16 protein-coding genes are annotated in these 19,027 nt (G+C 67.4%); 10 read left to right on the plus strand and 6 right to left on the minus strand.

Features of this window, described 5'->3' with window-relative positions:
- The first annotated feature begins 27 nt into the window (after positions 1 to 27).
- Both IEY61_RS04400 and IEY61_RS04405 read left to right on the plus strand, forming a co-directional pair.
- A complete protein-coding gene (locus tag IEY61_RS04400) occupies positions 28 to 1,689 on the plus strand; it encodes an ABC transporter ATP-binding protein (protein ID WP_189040936.1) in 1,662 nt (553 codons plus the stop codon).
- On the plus strand, positions 1,686 to 3,515 hold the full coding sequence (locus tag IEY61_RS04405) for an ATP-binding cassette domain-containing protein (protein ID WP_189040937.1): 1,830 nt from the start codon (positions 1,686 to 1,688) through the stop codon (positions 3,513 to 3,515). Before IEY61_RS04400 ends, IEY61_RS04405 begins: the two co-directional genes overlap by 4 nt.
- On the opposite strand, the gene IEY61_RS04410 is transcribed toward IEY61_RS04405, so the two are convergent.
- Complete coding sequence (locus IEY61_RS04410; protein WP_189040938.1) at positions 3,445 to 4,071, minus strand: helix-turn-helix transcriptional regulator; 627 nt, start codon at positions 4,069 to 4,071, stop codon at positions 3,445 to 3,447. The genes IEY61_RS04405 and IEY61_RS04410 overlap by 71 nt on opposite strands.
- Before the next feature lie 145 nt (positions 4,072 to 4,216).
- Positions 4,217 to 4,873: a response regulator transcription factor gene (locus tag IEY61_RS04415; protein WP_189040939.1), complete on the minus strand. Its 657-nt coding sequence runs from the start codon at positions 4,871 to 4,873 to the stop codon at positions 4,217 to 4,219.
- Positions 4,874 to 5,020: 147 nt separating this feature from the next.
- On the opposite strand from IEY61_RS04415, the gene IEY61_RS04420 reads away from it, so the two are divergent.
- The 3 genes from IEY61_RS04420 to IEY61_RS04430 are packed head-to-tail and all read left to right on the plus strand — an operon-like array spanning position 5,021 to position 8,255.
- Positions 5,021 to 6,124, plus strand: coding sequence for a TetR/AcrR family transcriptional regulator (locus IEY61_RS04420; protein WP_189040940.1), 1,104 nt, complete (start codon positions 5,021 to 5,023; stop codon positions 6,122 to 6,124).
- Positions 6,121 to 6,732 (plus strand): transcriptional regulator, encoded by a 612-nt coding sequence (locus tag IEY61_RS04425; RefSeq protein WP_189040941.1) that lies wholly within the window; start codon positions 6,121 to 6,123, stop codon positions 6,730 to 6,732. Before IEY61_RS04420 ends, IEY61_RS04425 begins: the two co-directional genes overlap by 4 nt.
- Entirely contained in the window at positions 6,729 to 8,255 is a 1,527-nt protein-coding gene (locus IEY61_RS04430; protein ID WP_229705678.1) for a PEP/pyruvate-binding domain-containing protein, read from the plus strand. The genes IEY61_RS04425 and IEY61_RS04430 overlap by 4 nt, the downstream gene beginning before the upstream one ends.
- A 302-nt stretch (positions 8,256 to 8,557) precedes the next feature.
- On the opposite strand, the gene IEY61_RS04435 is transcribed toward IEY61_RS04430, so the two are convergent.
- Positions 8,558 to 8,776: a hypothetical protein gene (locus IEY61_RS04435; RefSeq protein ID WP_189041237.1), complete on the minus strand. Its 219-nt coding sequence runs from the start codon at positions 8,774 to 8,776 to the stop codon at positions 8,558 to 8,560.
- Positions 8,777 to 8,927: 151 nt separating this feature from the next.
- Between IEY61_RS04435 and IEY61_RS04440 the strand changes: the two genes are divergently transcribed.
- The 5 genes from IEY61_RS04440 (at position 8,928) to IEY61_RS04455 (ending at position 14,283) form a co-directional block, all read left to right on the plus strand.
- On the plus strand, positions 8,928 to 9,569 hold the full coding sequence (locus tag IEY61_RS04440; RefSeq protein ID WP_229705679.1) for a hypothetical protein: 642 nt from the start codon (positions 8,928 to 8,930) through the stop codon (positions 9,567 to 9,569).
- 434 nt (positions 9,570 to 10,003) lie between these two features.
- Positions 10,004 to 10,207: a hypothetical protein gene (locus tag IEY61_RS04445; RefSeq protein ID WP_189040942.1), complete on the plus strand. Its 204-nt coding sequence runs from the start codon at positions 10,004 to 10,006 to the stop codon at positions 10,205 to 10,207.
- A gap of 1,103 nt (positions 10,208 to 11,310) precedes the next feature.
- Positions 11,311 to 12,267 carry an ABC-three component system protein gene (locus IEY61_RS04450; RefSeq protein WP_189040943.1) on the plus strand — a complete coding sequence of 319 codons (957 nt, stop codon included), beginning with the start codon at positions 11,311 to 11,313 and terminating at the stop codon, positions 12,265 to 12,267.
- Positions 12,251 to 12,487: an ABC-three component system middle component 8 gene (locus tag IEY61_RS31930; RefSeq protein WP_308424547.1), complete on the plus strand. Its 237-nt coding sequence runs from the start codon at positions 12,251 to 12,253 to the stop codon at positions 12,485 to 12,487. Before IEY61_RS04450 ends, IEY61_RS31930 begins: the two co-directional genes overlap by 17 nt.
- Positions 12,487 to 14,283 carry a DUF2326 domain-containing protein gene (locus IEY61_RS04455; RefSeq protein ID WP_189040944.1) on the plus strand — a complete coding sequence of 599 codons (1,797 nt, stop codon included), beginning with the start codon at positions 12,487 to 12,489 and terminating at the stop codon, positions 14,281 to 14,283. Before IEY61_RS31930 ends, IEY61_RS04455 begins: the two co-directional genes overlap by 1 nt.
- 929 nt (positions 14,284 to 15,212) lie before the next feature.
- Here the strand turns inward: IEY61_RS04455 and IEY61_RS04460 are convergent.
- The 3 genes from IEY61_RS04460 to IEY61_RS04470 all read right to left on the minus strand — a co-directional run bounded on the left by IEY61_RS04460 (position 15,213) and on the right by IEY61_RS04470 (position 18,707).
- Positions 15,213 to 15,803 carry a hypothetical protein gene (locus tag IEY61_RS04460; protein ID WP_189040945.1) on the minus strand — a complete coding sequence of 197 codons (591 nt, stop codon included), beginning with the start codon at positions 15,801 to 15,803 and terminating at the stop codon, positions 15,213 to 15,215.
- Positions 15,804 to 16,023: 220 nt separating this feature from the next.
- Positions 16,024 to 17,274 carry a group II intron reverse transcriptase/maturase gene (gene ltrA, locus IEY61_RS04465; protein WP_229705680.1) on the minus strand — a complete coding sequence of 417 codons (1,251 nt, stop codon included), beginning with the start codon at positions 17,272 to 17,274 and terminating at the stop codon, positions 16,024 to 16,026.
- A gap of 608 nt (positions 17,275 to 17,882) precedes the next feature.
- Entirely contained in the window at positions 17,883 to 18,707 is an 825-nt protein-coding gene (locus tag IEY61_RS04470; RefSeq protein WP_189040946.1) for a transposase family protein, read from the minus strand.
- Positions 18,708 to 19,027: the final 320 nt, after the last annotated feature.

The raw sequence follows: 19,027 nt of genomic DNA on the forward strand, positions 1-19,027 counted from the left end.
GCTCACGCCGGCCCGGGGCCGCGGCCCGTGCAGCCGGACCGGCTGCTGTGGCGGGCCGTGCGGTCGGCCGGCTGGTGGACCCCGGCGCTGGCCGCGGTGAGCCTGGTCGGGGTGGCCGCGCAGCTCACTCTGCCGGCCGCCCTGGGCCGGGCCGTCGACGCCGCCGTCGGCGGCACCGGCGACCCGGACCGTCGGTGGCTGGCCGTGGTGGTCGGCCTCGTCCTCGTCCTGGTCGGCACCGACGCGGTCGGCGACTACGGCACCGGCGCGGCCGGCGCACGGTCCGTGGCCGACCTGCGCCACACGCTGATCCGGCACCTCCTCGCCCTCGACCCGCGCACCGCGGCCCGCCATCCGGTGGGCGACCTGGCGGGCCGGCTGGTCGGTCAGGTCACCGACGCGGGACAGGCGGCGCCGACGCTCGTGCTGGCCGGCACGGTGCTGCTGCCGCCGCTGGGCAGCCTCGTCGCGCTCGCCCTGATCGACCCGTGGCTCGGTCTGACCTTCGTCGTCGGGCTGCTGCTGCTCGGCGTCCTGCTACGCGGCTTCGTCACCGACGCCTCCGCCGCCGTCGCCGGCTACCAGCGCGCGCAGGGCAGGCTCGCCGGCCTGCTGGTGGAGGCGCTGGCCGGGGCACGGACCATCGCCGCCGCCGGCACCACGGACCGGGAGACCGACCGGATCCTCACCCCGGTCACGGAGCTGCACCGGCACGGTCGGCGCACCTGGGCCGTGCTGGCCACGGCGGCCACCCGCGGGGCCGTGCTCAGCCCGCTGCTGCAACTTGGGATCGTCGCCGTCGGTGGGCTGTCGCTGGCCGCCGGCCGGCTGACCCCCGGAGACCTGCTGGCCGCACTCCAGTACGCCGCGCTCGGCGCCGGCCTGGGCACCGTGGTCAGCGCCCTCAACCAGGCCGTGCAGGTGCGCGCCGGCAGCCGCCGGGCCGCCGAGGTGCTTGCCGAACCGGTCCGCCCCCACGGCCACCGGACGCTGCCTCCGGGACCCGGTTACCTTGAGCTGCAAGACGTGGGCGTACGTAGTGCCGACGGGCGGTGGCTGCTCGACCGGATCGACCTGCGGGTGCCCGGCGGCGCGCTGCTCGTCGTCGTCGGCCCCTCCGGCGCCGGCAAGTCGCTGCTCGCGGCCATCGCCGGCCGGCTGCGCGACCCGGACCGTGGCGCGGTACGCCTGGACGGGGTGCCGCTGCCCGAGCTGACCGAGGCGGCCCTGCACACGGCGGTCGGTTACGGCTTCGAGCGACCGGTGCTGGTCGCCGAGACGGTGGGCGGTGCGGTGGGTTGCGGCGTGGACCCGGTGCCGCTGGCCCGGGCGGCGGCCATTCACGAGTTCGTCGAGCGGCTGCCCGACCGGTATGACACACCGTTGGCCGAGGTCGCCATGTCCGGCGGGGAGCGGCAGCGGCTGGGGCTGGCCCGTGCCCTGCGGGCCGAGCGGCTGCTGGTCCTCGATGACGCCACGTCGAGCCTGGACACGGTGACCGAGTACCGGGTGATCCGAGCGCTGACCGACCGGTCCGACCGGCGTACCCGGATCGTGGTCAGCCACCGCGTCGGCACGGCAGCGCGCGCCGATCTGGTGGCCTGGATGGACGCCGGCCGGATCCGGGCCGTCGGGCGGCACGACGTGCTCTGGAACGACCCGGACTACCGGGCGGTGTTCCAGTCGTGACATCGGTCGGTGCGTTCACCCGGGCCACGCTACGAGCGCAGCGGGCGGCACTGGCGCGGCTCGCGGCCTGGTCACTGGCCGAGGTGTTGCCGGCGGCGCTGGTCGGGCTGCTCACCGCGCGTGCCGTGGACGACGGTTTCCTGGCCGGCCGGCCGGCGATCGGGCTGCTCTGGCTGGCCCTGCTCGGGATCGCCGTGCTCGTCGGCGCGGTCGGCACCAACCGGACGTACGCCTGCCTCGGCGACCTGGTGGAACCGTTCCGCGACGACCTGCTGCGGCGGGTGACGGCGGGCGCGCTGGCCGGCGCGACCGGCGGCCGGGTCGACGACGCGGCGGTCGCCCGCCTGACGCATCAGGTGGAGATGGTGCGCGACACCTGGGCCGGGCTGCTCATGGTGGTCCGCGGCTTCCTCTTCGCCGCGGGGGCCGCCCTCATCGGCCTGTTCTCCCTGGCCGCGCCGGTGGCGCTGCTGGTGGCGGTGCCGGTGCTGGCTGGGCTGGGGCTGTTCGCGGCGGCGCTGCCGGCGATGATCGCCCGGCAGCGGGAGTACGTACGCAGCGACGAACGACTCGGCCAGGTAGCCGTCGCCGCCCTCGCCGGCCATCGCGACGTCACGGTCAGCGGCGCCCGGGAGCAGGTGACCCGCTGGGTCGGCGGCCACATCGACGCCCAGGCGCGGGTGGAGCGCCGGCTGGCCACCATGGCCGCCACCCGTGGCTTGAGCCTGGCCGTCGGGGGCTGGCTGCCGGTGCCGGTGGTGCTCCTCGCCGCTCCCTGGCTGGTCCGGCAGGGCCTCGGGCCGGGCGCCCTGCTCGGTGCCCTGGTGTACGTCGTCCGCGGGGTGCAGCCCGCGCTGCACACCCTCGTGCAGGGCATCGCCGCCGGAGGACTCCGGTTCACCGTCACCCTCGACCGGCTGCTGCGCACCAGCGCACCGGCCGCAATGGCCGACCCGGTCGTCGCGGTCGATCCGGCCGTCTCGGTCGATCCCGCCACCGAGGCGGCCGAGACGGCTCGGGCCGCGCTATCGGCGGCTTCCGCGCTGTCCCTGCGCGCGGTGACCTTCCGGTACGGGCCGCACGCGGACCCGGTGCTCGATGACTTCGACCTCGACCTGCCGGAGGGCGACCACCTGGTGATCGTCGGGGCGAGCGGGGTCGGCAAGTCCACCCTGGCCGGTCTGATCGCCGGGGTGCTGCGCCCGCAGTCCGGGACGGTCCACATCGGCGGCCGGCAGGTGGCCGGCGCGAGCCCCGCCGACCTGGCCCGCCGCCGGGTGCTGATCCCGCAGGAGGCGTACGTCTTCACCGGCACGGTCCGGGACAACCTCCGTTACCTGCGCCCCGACCTGACGGACCGGGCGATCATCCTTGCCGCCGCGCGACTCGGGCTCTCCGGGCTGGTGGAACGGTTGGGCGGCCTGGAGGCCACGCTGCACCCGGACGGACTCTCCGCCGGGGAACGCCAGCAGGTGGCGCTACTGCGCGCCTGGCTCGCCCCGGCGCCCGTGGTGATCCTCGACGAGGCCACCTGCCACCTGGACCCGGCGGCGGAGGCACGGCTGGAGACGGCCTTCGCCGAGCGGCCCGGCACGCTCCTGGTCATCGCGCACCGGGTCAGTTCGGCGCTGCGCGCCCGCCGGGTGCTGCTGCTCGACGGCCGGCGGGCGCACCTGGACAGCCACCAGGGGCTGCTGGCCCGGTCGGTCGCGTACCGGGAGTTGGTCGGCTACTGGGCGGCCGGAACGCAACCGGTCAGATCCACCCCGACTCGCGGGCGATCCGCACCGCTTCCAACCGGGTCCGCGCCCCGGTCTTCGCCATGACTCGGGAAAGGTGGTTGCGCACCGTGCCGGGCGACAGCACCAGTTTCTCGGCGATCTCCCGGACCGGATCGCCCTCGGCGGCGATGTCCAGCACCTCCCGTTCCCGGAGGGTGAGTGGACTGTCGGTGACCTCGAGCGCCGCCACCACCAGGTCCGGGTCCAGCACCACCTGACCGCGGGCGAGTCGGCGTACCCCCTCGGCGATGTGTCCCGGGGCCACGTCCCGGCTCAGGAAGCCGATCCGTTGACCGTGCTCGGCGAGCACCGGGGGGACGCGGGCGGCCCGCCGCTGTTCGAGCAGGACCAGCAGCCATCCGCGCCGGTCATCGGCGGACGCGCTTTCCGGTCGGGCGTCTGCGATGTCGGTCAGCTCGTGCAGCGGCACGAGGTCGGCGTCGATGACCGCGACGTCGGGGCGTTCGTCCCGGAGCGCGGTACGGAGGGCGTGCGCCGTGTCCGCCTCCCCGATGACGTCGATGCCGTGCTCAGCCGCGAGCAGACGGGCGAGGGCCCCCCGGAGCAGCCCACCCTTCAGCGCGAGCAGCGTGCGGACCATGGCGACTCCCCAACATGCCCCCGACCCTGACGTGGCGTACGTGAACAATGACGCACGGTCGAACTAGCTTATTGAAAGTTGCGCCTGCCCGATAGACGGGGTGTGCGTGTCGCAGCCCGGCACGCCGGAGGTGGATGTCCTCTTCTCAGATCCAGCAGGCGTCCCGGGCCCGCTGGACCGCCTCCCAGCGGTTCCGCGCGCCGGTCTTGCGCAGCAGCATCGACAGATGGTTGCGCACCGTACCCGGAGACAGGTAGAGCCGCGCCGCGATCTCCCTGGTCCGCAGCCCTTCCGCCGCGGCGACCGCGACCTGGCGCTCCCGCTCGCTCAGCGGGTTCACCGCGGCGTCGAGGGCGGCGAGCGCCGTCAGCGGGTCGATCATCCGCTGCCCACGGGCGACTGCCCGGAGCAGATCGAGCATCTCCTCGGGCGGGACATCCTTGGCGACCACCCCCCGCACCCGGGCCCCGAGCGCCTGCCGCAGCGTCCGAACGGTACGGCGGGCGGTCAACGCCACCACGGCACAACCGTCGACATCGAACGCGTCCGCCGACGCCGAGGTCGCGCCCACCGCGTCGAAGTCGATCAGCAACAGGTCGGGTCGCCGGGCCGCGAGGACGCGCTCCACGTCCCCGTCCGGGTCGACCTCCCCCGCCATGACGAAGTCGGGTGTGGCGTCGAGGAGCGCGACCAGGACCGTCCGCAGCAGGCCCGGATCGGCGACCATCGCGACCCGGACCCGCGCCGGAGCGCCGCCAGCGGACTCCCCGGTGGAACCGGCAACATCCGGCACGTCAGCCATGCATCTACTGTGCCCGATGCAACCGCATGTCACACGGCCTGCGCCACCGTGTCGACACCTCCGCGTCAGCCGTTCGAAACTCCAGATGTTCACGACATCCAGATGATGGGCGTATGCTTTCGGGGTGCTTCCCGTGAGAAGGACCCGATGGTTCGGCTGACCCGAACGCAACAGCAGAAGCGCACCCGTGCTGCCGTGCTCGCGGCCGCCGTCGAGGAGTTCGCCGAGCACGGCTATGCCGAGGCCAAGGTCGACCGCATCGCCGCTCGCGCCGAACTGACCCGCGGCGCCGTCTACTCGAACTTCCCCAGCAAGCGATCGCTCTACCTGGCGGTCCTGCTCGACTCGCTGCCCGGCCGGGCAACGCCCGGCACCGTCCCCGCCGAGCCGGTCGACCTGGCAGGGGGCGCGGAGGCGTTCGCGCGGGTCTGGCTCGAACGGCTACCCCTGACCGGCGACGCACCCACCGCCGGCAAGCTGGGATCCCTCTGCCTGACCGGCGTCTTCGACGACGAACCCGGGCGCACCGCCCTGGCCGAGGTGACGAGGCTGGAGAGCCTGCTGCTGGCCATCGCGCTGGAATCCTGCCGAGCCCGGAACGCGGGCCGACGGGTACGCCTGGCCGAGTTGATCCTGACGTTGCTGAACGGGGCGGGTCACCTCGCCCAGACGGCACCCGGCTTCGGCGACCCGTTCGACGTGGCGCGCGCCTGCCGGCACCTTGCCGATCTCGACGGGGACGACACCTGGGATCCGCCCCACCTGCCCTACGTCGCTGCCGCGTCCGCGTGCCGCGACACCTGGACGCCGCCCGTGGGGCTGCTCGACGAGATCACCGGCCGTCCCACGCATCTGGACCAGGACGGTCTGGTCGTCGTCCTCGGCACCGGCCGGCTCAGCGCGGCCGAGGAAGCGGTCCGCGCCGCCCGCCCCGGCGATACCGTCACGGTGACGGTCGTGACGACAGACCCGGCCGAGAGCGGCGCACTCGTCCGGCTGCGGATCATGGATACCGTCGCCTGCCTGCGTCGGGTCTTCGGTCCGGCGTTCACGCCGGCCCTGCGCCTCGTCCTCGACGACCAGGCCGCGCTGGCGGCCGCCCTCGGCGTCGAAGCCGCCGAGCAGACCGAAGCCGCGGTACGCCTGCGAGCCGGCCAGATCGTGGCCCGAGCCCACGGCCGGGGCGCTGCCTACGCGGCGGCGACCGCCCTCGCTTCGACCGAGCCGCGACCCGAGTCGGAGAATCGATGACGAACTCCAGCGCGCCGATCGTGCTGCACACGCTGCGCTGCATCGGCTTCGCGGAACTGTCCCGGGTGGCCGACGCGGCCGGGATTTCCGAGGCGGACGCGGAATCCCACCTGATCGATCTCGCCGTGGCCGGGTGGGCGACCCGCTCCACCGGAGAGTTCGGCGCGTGGGGCCTCACCGAGGCGGGCCGGGCCGAGGACGCCCGGTGGACCGCCGAGGAGTTGACCACGGCCGGCACCCGGGGCGCGGTGTCCGCGGCGTACGAAAAATTCATGGTGCTGAACCCGGAACTGCTGGATCTCTGCTCCGCGTGGCACCTGCGCCCCCTGGACGGAGCCACGGTGCCCAACGACCACTCCGACAGCGCGTACGACGCTCGGGTCCTGGACCGATTCGTCGACCTCGACGGGCGGGCCGACCTCGTCTGCGCCGACCTGGCCGCGGCGCTGCCCCGATTCGCGCGCTACCGGGCCCGGCTCACCACGGCGCTCGACCGGGCCCGGTCCGGCGCGCTGGAGCACCTGACCGACCACATGGACTCCTACCACACCATCTGGTTCCAGCTGCACGAAGACCTCCTCGCCACCCTCGGCCTGCCCCGCCGGTGAGCGCGATCCCGATGACGTACGTCCATCCCCTCGCCACCGACGTCGACGGGTCGGCGGACCTGCTCGGCGCGAAGGCACACGGCCTGCTCGTACTGCGGCGGCTGGGCCTGCCGGTGCCGCCGGGCTTCGTCATCGACACCCGCGCCGGCCGCGCCTTCCTGAAGGACGGGCGGTTCCCGGAAGCCCTCGACGCCGAGTTGGCCTCGGCCGTCCGGGGCCTCGAAGCCGCCACCGGACGCCGCCTCGGCGACCGCGACCGCCCGCTGGCGGTCTCGGTGCGTTCCGGAGCCGCCGTGTCCATGCCCGGCATGATGAGCACCATCCTCAATCTCGGGCTCGCCCCGACAGGCGCCGAGGACACCATGGGCCAGCTGCGCACGGCGGTGGAAACCGTCTTCTCGTCGTGGCGCACTCCGCGCGCCACCAGCTACCGGGAGCTGCACGGCATCCCGCACGACCTCGGTACCGCCGTGATCGTGCAGGCCATGGTCTTCGGCAACCGCGACCGGCACAGCGGAAGCGGAGTCGCCTTCAGCCGCGACCCCGACACCGGGAAGCAGACGCCCTACGGTGACGTGCTGTTCGGCCGGCAAGGCGACGACGTCGTCTCCGGAGAGTCGACCACCCGACCGCTGGCCGAACTCGCCCACCGGGCACCGGCGGTCTGGGGCGACCTACGGGCCGCCCTGCACCGGATCGAACAGCACCACCGCGACGCCTGCCACGTCGAGTTCACCTTCGACAGTGGGCAACTGTGGCTGCTCCAGGTGCGCGCCGGCGGCCTCACCGGTCGCGCCGCGATCCGCGTCGCCGTCGACCTCGCCGACGAACACCTCATCGACCGCCGTACGGCGCTCCGGCGCGTCTCACCGCACCACCTCCGCCTCGCCCACACCCCGCACATTCCCAGCGATGGCGGCTTCGACATTCTCGCCCGGGGCCGGGCCGCCAGCCCCGGCGTCGCCACCGGCCGCATCGCCGTCACGGCGGACCGAGCCGTCCGCATGGCGGCCGACGGCCCGGTCATCCTCGTACGCCCCACCACCTCGCCGCTCGACCTGCCCGGCCTGGCCGCCGCCACCGGCACCATCACCAGCCGAGGCGGACCCACCAGCCACGCGGCCATCGTCGCGCGAGCCATGGGCAAACCCGCGGTCGTGGGCGCGACCGCACTCACCGTCGACCCCATGACCCGGTGCGTACGAGCCGGCGATCGTGTCCTGCCCGAGGGAACCGTTCTCACGCTCGACGGCAGCAGCGGAGAGATCATGCTCGGCGACCCCGGCACCGTCACCGCCACCACCGACGCCCACCTGCACCGCCTGCTCGACTGGGCCGACACGATCAGCGGGGATCGGTCCCAGCGCTCCGACGAGCAACGCCTCACCGACGCCCAAGCAGTGGTCGCAGGTGCGGGTCACGCGACGCGGCGTACGAGCTCGCCCTCGTCAGCCCCGTCCATGCCTGCTCTCCCACCCGGTAAGACGACGGGCTCGACCGGCTGGGGTCCCGATCTCGGGTGACCGTCGTCATCCTCGGCGCTGCTGTTGTCCCCCGCTGCTGCGACCGAACGGATTCCGCCTGGTGGCTGTCAGGTAGAGCGGGAAGAACACCACCCACAAGATCAGACAGCCCAGGAACCATGCCTCCGGAGTCTCCACCCGGAAAGACCCGAGCGAGACGGAAACCCGCTCCCCGTGACTCAGTCGCTTCTTGGCGTCCGCGTAAACCCATACGTCAAGGGCAAGCACCACGAGCAGGAGGAGGATCGACAGCAGCGGGGCGGGAGGTATCCCTGTCATTCGGCCTGCTCCCGATTGGTTGGTCACAGAATGAAGTCGCCATGGTACCCAGTTCGGCCTGGCGCCCTGCCGGAATTCGACGGGCGGTGATCGATGCCGGAAAGCATCCCGAGGGCCCACCAGATCGTCTCATCGACCTCGGCAAACTCCAGGCACTGCATAGCCCGGGTCGCCCAACGGTCGACCTCGTCGCGCGGCTGGCTTACGCGTTCGAAGTAGGCCGGATCCTCCACCTCAGGCATGACAACGGTCGTGCCCCTGTTGTCCTCGCCCAATGGCACGCTAATTGCACGCCGGGCTGCTGTGCGCGTAGTCGAAGTGGTGGCCTACAGACCCGGCCTCGTGAATACCGACCATGGCGCGCCCAGCGGGTAGCCGAGGAGTGGAGCAGGCATGTCGACCGAACCAGAACCGGGCCTCGCGCCCCAGGACGCGAGACCCCGCAAGACCCAGGTCGATCCCATCATGATGGATTCCATGGAGGTCACCAAGGACGGGCGAAACTGGCGGATCGGTACGGCCGGCGACATCGCCTGGATCGCTGGCAAAACCACGGAAGGCTTCTCGATCACCGCAGCGATACCACCGGTGTTCGACGCCTACGCCACCTTCTACCCGCCCGACGACGTGAGCATCCAAGCCCATGAACACGCTGTGATCGACGTACTCACCCAGCACACCCCTGACCAGCCCTGGTGGCTGGGCTATCTCGACACGGGCGCCCACAACACCGTCTTCCCCCTCGCACCGAAGGTGTCCCTCTACTGGAACTGGCCCTACGTGCTGGTCAAAGCAGGACCCGAACAAGCCCTCACCTGGCGAATCGGCCACATGCGCGCCGGCAATGGATCGCTACCCGATCTGTTCTTCCCTGCAGACCACTCCTGGCTCGTCTCCGCCCTCTGGGACGACACCTGGACCGACATCGGCGGGACCACCACACTGATCACCGCCCTGCACGACAATCCGCTGGTCAACGCTCGCCGGATCGGGACCGACGAAGACGCCCTGCCGCCAGGACTCACGCGCGACTAGTCACACGCGCAACTCAACATGCTGGCGGATCTGCGAGGAGGGCCGGGGTTCGGGGCGGAGCCCCGAGGTCGTCGCCTCTGGAGCCGGAGCGCCCCTGCCGGCGGCGCACCAACCGCAACCCGCCCGCCGGCCGCCAGCCGCCGACGGACCCGGCGTCGTGTTGCGTGGCCGGCGTGGAGCGGCAACGGAGCGTCGGACGCGCGCCCAGACGGCGGCGCGTGTGGCCCGTCTAGGGCCGCCGCCCTCCCCACCGTCCCGTGTATCAGGCTGCCGCCAGCTTCACCCAGCCACTACGATGACCTGGGCATCGAAGGTCTTGCACCTCCAACCGGAAAACCCGCGCCTCGTGGCGCACTTGATAGACGTACAGAAACTTTGAACCATTTCGCCGGCAGCCCGCCGGATCGAACAAGCGTTCGACTGCGCTGCTGCTGGTGGAGTTACGTGGTCGCTGGTGGAACGGGAGCTGGGGCCGGATGGCCCGGCGAGACATCTGGCTGCTGTTTGACGGTCGGCTCTGGCGGGTGCGGGGTCGCCTTGGTGGTGACGAAGGGCGGGAGGTCTCCTACGACTTCACCGACGAGGGACCCGCCCGGACGATGGTCGACCGGATGATGAAGACCTTGGCCGGTGCGTGACGTGATCCAACCGGGGCGGTCCGGCAGGAGTCGAACCGCCGACGCATTGGCTAGTTTGTGGTTCAGCATCACCCCCGCGACGCAGACGAGGTGCCATGACAGGTTCAGCCTTCGTAAGCACACTCGATCGTGTGTCCGGAGAGACCCCGTGGTGACCTTGCTCCTTTTGCTAGCCGTTGTGTCCCTCGCCATGACGGGTTCAGTACACCTGCTCGCCCACTTCAGGTGGAGACGACGCCCGCAGGACGTGCACGAGGGCAGGCCCGAGGCCTTTCCGGAGGGCTTCTATCGGGAGCCGCTCCGTCCGGATGACCGATACCTCGGCGCCGTCGTCCACTTCGGCCTGGCAGCCCTCGCTTTCGCAGGGTTCACAACCCGGCTGTTGAAGATCTGGTGATCCCCCAAGTGGCGCGACCGGTACAGGTTGGGCCAAGCCCGCAGGGTCGCGCGCCTACTCGGAACTACCCCCGCCAGATCCTCGGCTTCCCGCCTGTCCTTGCCGCCAACGACGGGCCGGCCGACCGCTAATATTCCGCGACCTACGACAACCAGCCGCTTTCAATGGCCTACGGCTGCACACGCTTGCCGATCAAGCATCGTGCGTATTGCCAGCTCACGGATCGTTTTCCCTGATCTTCAAGGTGCCCCCGGCAGGATTCGAACCTGCGACACACGGTTTAGGAAGGCGAGTCAGCCAAGCCGCCCACTGTCGCTGCCACCTGCGCGTCCGGGATGTCCATCGGCGCGGCCCTTCAAGATCATTGCAAGCACTCTGCACGGCGCTGCGGACGCCCGAGGACGGCCGGAGGCCGCCCGCAGGGCAGTCCGCAAGCGCACTACCCCTGCCTTGCAAAGATCAAGACTTCTGTCGGCCGGCGTCGGCGGCTGCCGCTGACCTGTTCGCCGTGTCGCCTGCTGTCAACCCCGGACCGCGTCCGCCGGCAGGCTTGGCTGTACGGATGGCATGGTCTGGACACTTTGGAGGAACGTGCTTACCGCTGCGCGCGATCGGTGCGTCTACCAGCTCGACCGCAGGATCCAAACACGACCGCGCGCGGATGTGTAGGATCGCGCCCGCTCTATCCGGCCGGTAGCCTGGGAGGATGGGGTACCCGTATGAGGATCTGGACGACAGCCAGTTCGAACGACTGGTAGTGCAGTGCATGCGGATGCTCTTCGGGGAGGGAGTCCAGTCCTTCGCGGCCGGACCCGACGGCGGACGGGATGCGCGGTTCGACGGCACCGCCGCTAGGTTCCCAAGCACGGCCGATCCTTGGATTCGAATCACGATCGGCCAAGCCAAGCACACAAACGCTACCAATGCTCACTTTAGTGACAGCGACTTCAGTGGGCCCGGTGAAAGCTCCGTGCTATCAGAGGAAATCCCACGGATTCGGAAACTGGTAGCGGATGACGAGCTACATAACTATATCTTGTTCAGCAATCGACGTTTGGGTGGCGTGACAGCTCCGCTCATCACGGACCGACTGGCTAATGAAACGGGCCTAGCTAGAAGCCGGATATTCCTTGCAGGAGTGGAATATATCGATGATACGCTTCATGCGCATCCGGATATTCTTCGCCGAGCTCGAATCGACCCCATAGACGGCCCACTCCTCGTTTCGAGTTATGAGCTCGCTGAGGTCATCCTCGAAATCGCGAAGGGGCTAGAGGCAACGCCACCACCTGACGATGCCCCCGTGGTCGATCGTGTCACGTATGACGAAAAAAATCGGATTAACGGCATGACGCCCGAGTTTGCGAAGTTACTCAAAAACCGATACCTCCATGAGACACACAGGATCGGGCGCTTCTTGGCTGATCCGGCCAACACTGACGCGCTACGCCTATATGAAGGGGCCGTCGAGGAATTTCAGCTCAAGATAGTTGCGAGCCGCAGAGATTATCAGTCATTCGATAGGCTCTTTAACTACCTTGTCGACTTCCTCTTCAAGAGAGACGGAGTTCTGTCGCGAAATCGACGGCTGACTCGTGCGATGATTTTTTATATGTACTGGCACTGCGATATTGGGGAAACTCCAGATGCTCAGGCCCAATAAGCATTCTCACCCGGACCAAACGGTCTTAGCCGCCTCGACGGTGCTGCTTGCCGAGTTGAGACGAAAGCGGGCAGTGCCTTATGGTGACCTGAAGGCGGTTCTAGATAAAGCGTCTCGCGGCTCCGACTTTCTCTTCACTCCCGCAATGAATCTGCTGTACCTGCTTGGCTTGGTGGAGTATCGCGCCACGGCCGACCTTTTCGAATATGCGGGGAAATAATGAGACTTCAGAGGCTCTATTCGAACAGGCCAGAGGTTTTTGCGCCGGTAACCTTCAACGAAGGCCTCTCTGCCGTGCTGGCCGAAATTCGCGTGCCGGCAAACAGACTTCTGGACACGCACAATCTCGGCAAGTCCACCCTAGCGGAACTAATTGACTACTGCCTACTGAAGGGCAAGAGCAACAGCTTTTTTCTTTTCAAGCATAGGTCTCTGTTCGCAGCGTTTACCTTCTACCTGGAGATTGAGTTGCCCGGTGGTGGATACCTAACCATCGGGCGTCCGGTCGATCCAGGATCCAAGATCGACTTTAAGCGGAGTGAATCATCAATCGAGGACATAACGGCACTTGATGCCCCGGATTGGGATCATCTTGCATTGCCGTTCGATCGCGCCAAGATGCTTCTCGACGGCATGCTGGCTATTGACGCGCTCCGCCCTTGGGGTTTTCGCAAGGTAGTCGGATATCTGATCAGGTCACAGCGAGACTACCTAGACGTTTTCCAACTGGGTAAGTTCTCTGGCAAGCACCAGGACTGGAAGCCCTTCGTGGCGCATCTAATTGGGATGGAGTCGGGCCCAGTTATTGAGCTCTACCAGAAGAGGGAAGAACTCAATGCAGCTACATCCGATCTCGCCACCCTGACTCGCGAGTGGAGCGGCGAGGATGTCGATCCATCTGTGCTCGACGGCTTGATTTCGGTCAAGAGACGCGACATCGATGCAAAGACGGCTGCTCTTTCCTCCTTCAACTTCCAAGAGGAGGACACCCGCGCAACGTCTGAATTGATCGACCAAACCGAGTCGCAGATTGCTGCCCTGAATGAGGAGAGTTATCGACTCAATCAACTTATACAGCGAATTGCCGAGTCATTAGACGAAGAGCAAGTACTCTTCCGGCCAAAGGATGCCGAGGATCTGTTCCGCCAAGCTGGGGTCTTCCTGGGCGATCAGATCAAGAGAGAGTATGAGCAGCTCATCGCATTTAATCGGGCGATCACCGAGGAGCGTCGCGAGGCACTTCAGGAGCAGCTAGCCGAAGGCCAAGCGAGGCTCGTAGAGATCCGTAAGGAGCTTGAGACGCTCAATCTGAGGCGCGCTCAGTCTCTTGAATTCCTCAGGAATTCCGACTCGCTTGACAAATACAAGAGCCTTTCGGTTGAACTGGCAGACCTTCAGGGTGAATTGGGGTTCCTTGAGGCTAAGCGAACCGCAGCCGCGAGACTCACGGACCTGCGGCGTCAGCAACGAACCTTGGCGGAGGAGTTCGGCCATCTTGAGACTGCCGTCGAAACTCAAATCGACGAGATTAGCCGGAACGAAGGAAGCCGATTCGCGCGGCTGCGCCGATACTTCACGGAAATTATCTATGAGGTGCTGGGACAGAACGCGATCATTGCGATTAGGATGAACAACCAAGGAGGGCTTGACTTCACGGCTGAGTTCATAGGAAGTGCCGGAACGGCAACGAGTGGCGACCGTGGAACGTCATATAAGAAGCTTCTCTGCATTGCCTTCGACCTCGCATTTCTTCGAACGTACCTAGATGTCCCGTTCCCTCGCTTCGTTTACCACGATGGCGCATTGGAACAGTTAGAGCCCCGTAAGCGGGAGAAGCTGGTCGGCGTCTTTAGAAAGTATGCAGATCTCGGACTCCAGCCAATTGTCTCGCTTCTCGACAGCGACCTTCCTCTGCCCATCGGTGCCGGTCCTCAGACGCTCTCACCTGAAGACGTCGTTATCACACTCCACGACGAGGGCCAGGATGGGCGTCTATTCAAAATGCCGACCTGGTAGTTCATCGCTCGGCAAGGGCCGATCTGTTCGTTCGCAGCTCATCCTCGCCATCCCGTCTGCCGCCGACCCACACTCCGTGGAGCGGGCCAGGGCCAGGGCGACAAGGTGGAGCGCCCTACCGGACGTACGACCTTGTCGCCCTGGCCCTGGTCTGCTCGGCTTGCCTGGGTCGGTGGCTGGCGGGATGGCATCCCACCCCCAACCACCCCACAACCGCAACCGTTCGGCAATTCCATCCTGGAGTCGTCTGGCCCCCGCCGGAGGCAGCTCTAACCCCAACCCCACCCCACCCTTCCGCCCCTTCCTCACCATCACCCCTTCCCCACCGCGGACCCCGGGAGCGGCTGAAGGAATCCGTTCGGCAACTCGCTCTGGCCGACCGCAGACCGGTCTGCGGTGACACGTCACAAGGTGGGAAGAGACCGGAGGGGCGACGTGTCATTCTGGTCCCGGTCAACCTTCGGGACTCGTCACCGGGTCCACTTCACTAACCCAGGGGTGACCCGCGGGGCGGGGCGTGGGGTTCGGGCCGTCTGACTTTCCGCCCCGGCGCCCTGCGCCGGGGCGGCGGCTCCGCAGGAGCCGTTTGCCGCGCCCCGGCCCGCGCCGCGCGGAGCGCCTTGATCCTATTGAGAGTAATTCGGCAGTGGTGACAGCGTGACGGCATGTGCGTGATCCTCATCAACCTGGCCGGATTGCGGGCCCCGCAACCTCCCGCCCTGCAAGTGCTGGGCTACCGTTCGTGGCGTCCCCACCTCGGGCACTCATCTGGCTGCCGCCCCTACTGGCTGTCGTGGTCGCCACTGAGTCCACAAGCGTCACGTGTGGCTCTGGCTTCCGTCTCTCGCCTGCAGGCTGGACAGACAGGCGATACCTGCCGGGAGCGCATAACGCCTGGCCAACCATGGTCCACCCGACAGTCCCTCCGGCTATGAGGCGCCGGCTGCCCGCTGGGCAGCCTGGTAGTCGTCAAAAGCCTTCGCCGCCATATAGATGGCGGCGAAGAGAACCTCGGCTTCCTCCAAGGCCAGCTTGATGTTGATGCGATGTGGCCCGAGCCTGAACTCGCCGGTGGCTGGGTCGTACCCTCCACCCCAGTGATCGCGGGCTGCGGCTACTGCACCGTCTCGCCGCTTCTGCTCACGTTGACGATTGCCTTCACCCAGGGCGTAGTCATGAAAGTGGATCAGGATGTCTCGGGCTGCGATTGCACCCGAGACCTTGGTCAAGAAGCGCTCCCTGGCGGCCTCTAGTTCCGCCCGAGCTGTTGGGCAGCAGTCGAGCAGCGTGCCCTTCAGCATCATGCTGGCGGCGTACTCGACCTGGCGCAGGGCAACCGCGAACTGCCGGGCGTCGATCTGCCGCGAGTCAAGCAGCCACAGACCTGACTCCCGCTCGTCAAGGCGGCGCGCGCACAGCCGGAGTGTCCAGACCCACCACTGCGCCTCGGAGACGGCGATGGCCTCCGGGTGATGTGCTGGCGACCAGGGCTCGGGGATCGCCGCCGCTTCTTCAGTCATCCCAGCAGTCTGGCTAAGCGGCCGCGCCGTGTGTAGCTAGATAGCGCGAAGCTCGCCACGCGCATCTGCCCGCGCCCGATCGCGATCAAATGCAGGCCGCGATGTAGCACCACCGCGAGGACTAGCACAGTGCCGGGTAGGCGGCGGGAGTCTCACCCGCCGCCCCCCACAGATCCGGACGTAAGCCTCTCGGCTTATCCGGCTCGTGCCGTTCAGGTTGTCAGGTCGTGTATCGCAGCGCCCAGTGCGCGAACAGGTCGGGCGACCGTTGTCGGACACCTCGTAGCCAGGCTCGCGCTCGGTCGTCGCTGCGTTTGAGCCGCTTGTACTTCCACTTCGCCCAGCGCATCAGATGGCGATCTATGCGCTTGCCGATCGGGTTCACCGCGCTCGGGTAGAACACGGTGAAGTAGTTCAACCAGCCCCGAAGGACAGGGTTGACCTCTTCGGCGAGGTCTGCCAGGTTGCCGGTCGTGCGTCGATGCAGCCGCCAGGACGCCACCTTGCGGCTCATATCGGTCAGTTTCCCCGGGGCCACCGCGGGCAGGAACCCGGTCCGGGCCTTCCCGCGGATCTTGTCCCATGCCTTCCGGGGACGAAACGCGTACCCGCAGAACGTGAACGTCACCATCTCATAGTCCAGGCGGCGTCGGTCATCTTTGCAGTACACGATGCGCGTCTTGTCGGGGTGCAGCTGCAACCCGATGTCCGCGAACCGGCGATCGATCGCCTGGCGCACCTGGTGCGCCTGGCGCTCGGTCACGCAGTGGACCACCACATCGTCTGCGAACCGCTCGAACCCGATCCCGGGAAACTCCCGGTCCATCCAGGTGTCGAAGCCGTAGTGCAGGAAGATGTTGGCGATCAACGGGGAGATCGGTCCGCCCTGCGGTGTTCCCTTGCTCCGGTGGGTCAGGGTTCCGTCGGGCATCTTCATCGGCGCTTTCAGCCAGCGCTCCACGTAAAGCATGACCCATGGCTGGGTCGTGTGACGCGCCACCGCCTTGAGCATCAGATCCCACGGCACGGAGTCGAAGAAGGCCTTGACGTCCATGTCGACGACCCAGTCCTTCTTGAAACACCGCTGCCGACACACCCGCACCGCGTCCAGCGGGGACCGTCCGGGACGGTAGCCGTAGGAGTCGTCGTGGAATACCTTCTCCACCTCCGGCTCCAACATCAGCACCGCCGCGGTCTGCGCCACCCGGTCGATCACGTTGGGTATGCCCAGAATTCTGGTTCCACCCTTCTTGGGGATCTCCACCGCCCGGACCGGACCAGGAAAGTAACTGCCCGACGACATGCGGTTCCACAGCCGGTAGAGGTTGTCAGCCAACCTCGTCTCGAACTGTTCGATCGTCACGCCGTCGGCCCCGGCCGCTCCGCCGTTACCTCTCACCTTCAACCACGCGGCCCAGATCAGCCGCTTGGGGATGTCATGCGACTTTCCTGCCAACCCTGGCTGACTCACGCGGTTCCTCCCTTACGGTTGACCGCCCGCGCCAGCCTGAACGACCCCACCCCTTGGCTCCCCGACCCACTGCGATACGCAGGCGGTTCACAGCTACTACGGGCGAGTCCGCCAGCGTCCCCGCATCGGTACTCTGCTCCTCGCGGTTTCCGCCACTTGGAGTCCTCCCTCTCGCCGCCGGTCACCCGACGGACGGTATCGGGGTCCGCCTTCACACGTTCCATACGAGAGCCTGGACCGGGCTCATGCTGCCTATATGCCGGACACCACCTGGGCAGTAAGCGGATATCCCCCAGGCTCTTCCCGAGACTCACCTCCGGCCTCGGTTTTGATGTCATCTGACTGAGTTTCGACACGTCAACGACAGAGAACTCGACGTTCATCGCTCATCTTCCCGGTCCACACCTGACGCGATCATGCCGCGCCTTTTCCAACGACGCTCAGGACGACGGTCTTCAGCCAACGCCCCTCGTGGTGGTTTGAAGCCTGCTTCCGCAAGCCGGCTCCGGAGGGCCAAACAACCTCCATCTCTCGTACAGCACCGCAGTCAGCGAGGCCGCCATCCATGCTTGCCTCGATTTCCGCGTTCGTGTTCGCAAGACGTGATCTCAGCGACTTTGCGGTAGGTATTTGTACTCGAAGTGGGTGAGGTGCAGGGCTGCGGCGACGATGTCGCCGGTTCGGTGTGGGCAGATGGTCGTGTGGCGTAGCGTCTTCCAGCGTCCGATCAGGATCGCGAAGCCGCGTTCTCCTTGCCAGCGCAGGCCGCGTAGCAGTCGGTTGTAGGCGCGGTTGTCGGGTGCGAGCGGGCTGCCGTCGGTGGGCTGCTTGATCGGGGTTTTGATGCCGTGGCCTGTGCTTTCGTAGCCGGAGTCGGCCAGGGTGGGTAGGTCGAGTTCGGCGGCGGACCAGTTCAGGGCGGCGGTGACGCCGAGTTCGCGGGCGCAGCTGGTGTCGTGTAGGTGTCCGGGCATCGCCGTTGATGTCCAGATCGGTAGACCGTCGGGGCGCATGACGGCTTGGATGTTCGCGCCGAAGTCGCGGTGTTTTCCGGAGTACCAGGCGTCGATCACCTCGCCCCTGACTGACAGAGTGGTTTCGGTGAGTCGGTCGCAGTCGAACAGTTTGCCGTCGAGGATGACGTGTGACCAGCCGTCGGCGGCGGCCCGGCGCAGGGCGGTGTGTAGGTCGGCCGCTTGGGCGGCGAGGACGGCGATGCCTTCGTCGCGGTAGCGGTAGGCGGTCGCCCTCGAGATGCCGAAGCCGGCAGCCAGGAGGGTCATGTCCTCGGCCTTACGGAACCAGACGAGCACCATCAGCGCCTGGTAGTAGCAGGTCAACGCCCGAGTGCCACGGCGGGTGCCGCAGGCGCGGCGCTGGGCGTACAGCAGACGCGCGAGGTACTGCACGAGTTCCCTCGGGACGTCGACCATGGCACGATAGGCAATCACGTGGAGCCCTCTCGAAGACGTGGATCTGTCGCAAGAACCTGTCTATCGATGGCTCCACGCCTGTTTCCACTGCCGCCCGCCTCGCCGGCCTTCGTCCGTGTCGCGCCAATCAACCCTTATGCGTTGCTGAGATCACCTCAGTAAGTGTCGGGATAGTGACAGATGGCAAACGGCTTGCTGTTGCGGTAGGGGATTCAGCCGATAATCCACTAGTGACTCCTCAACATCGACATCTCGATCTGCCCGATACTGAGCAGGCACGCCTATTCAACTCCCTCGACCCTGCACCAGCGTTGGCCATG

Source organism: Micromonospora sonchi (assembly GCF_014646235.1).
Taxonomy (GTDB): domain Bacteria; phylum Actinomycetota; class Actinomycetes; order Mycobacteriales; family Micromonosporaceae; genus Micromonospora; species Micromonospora sonchi.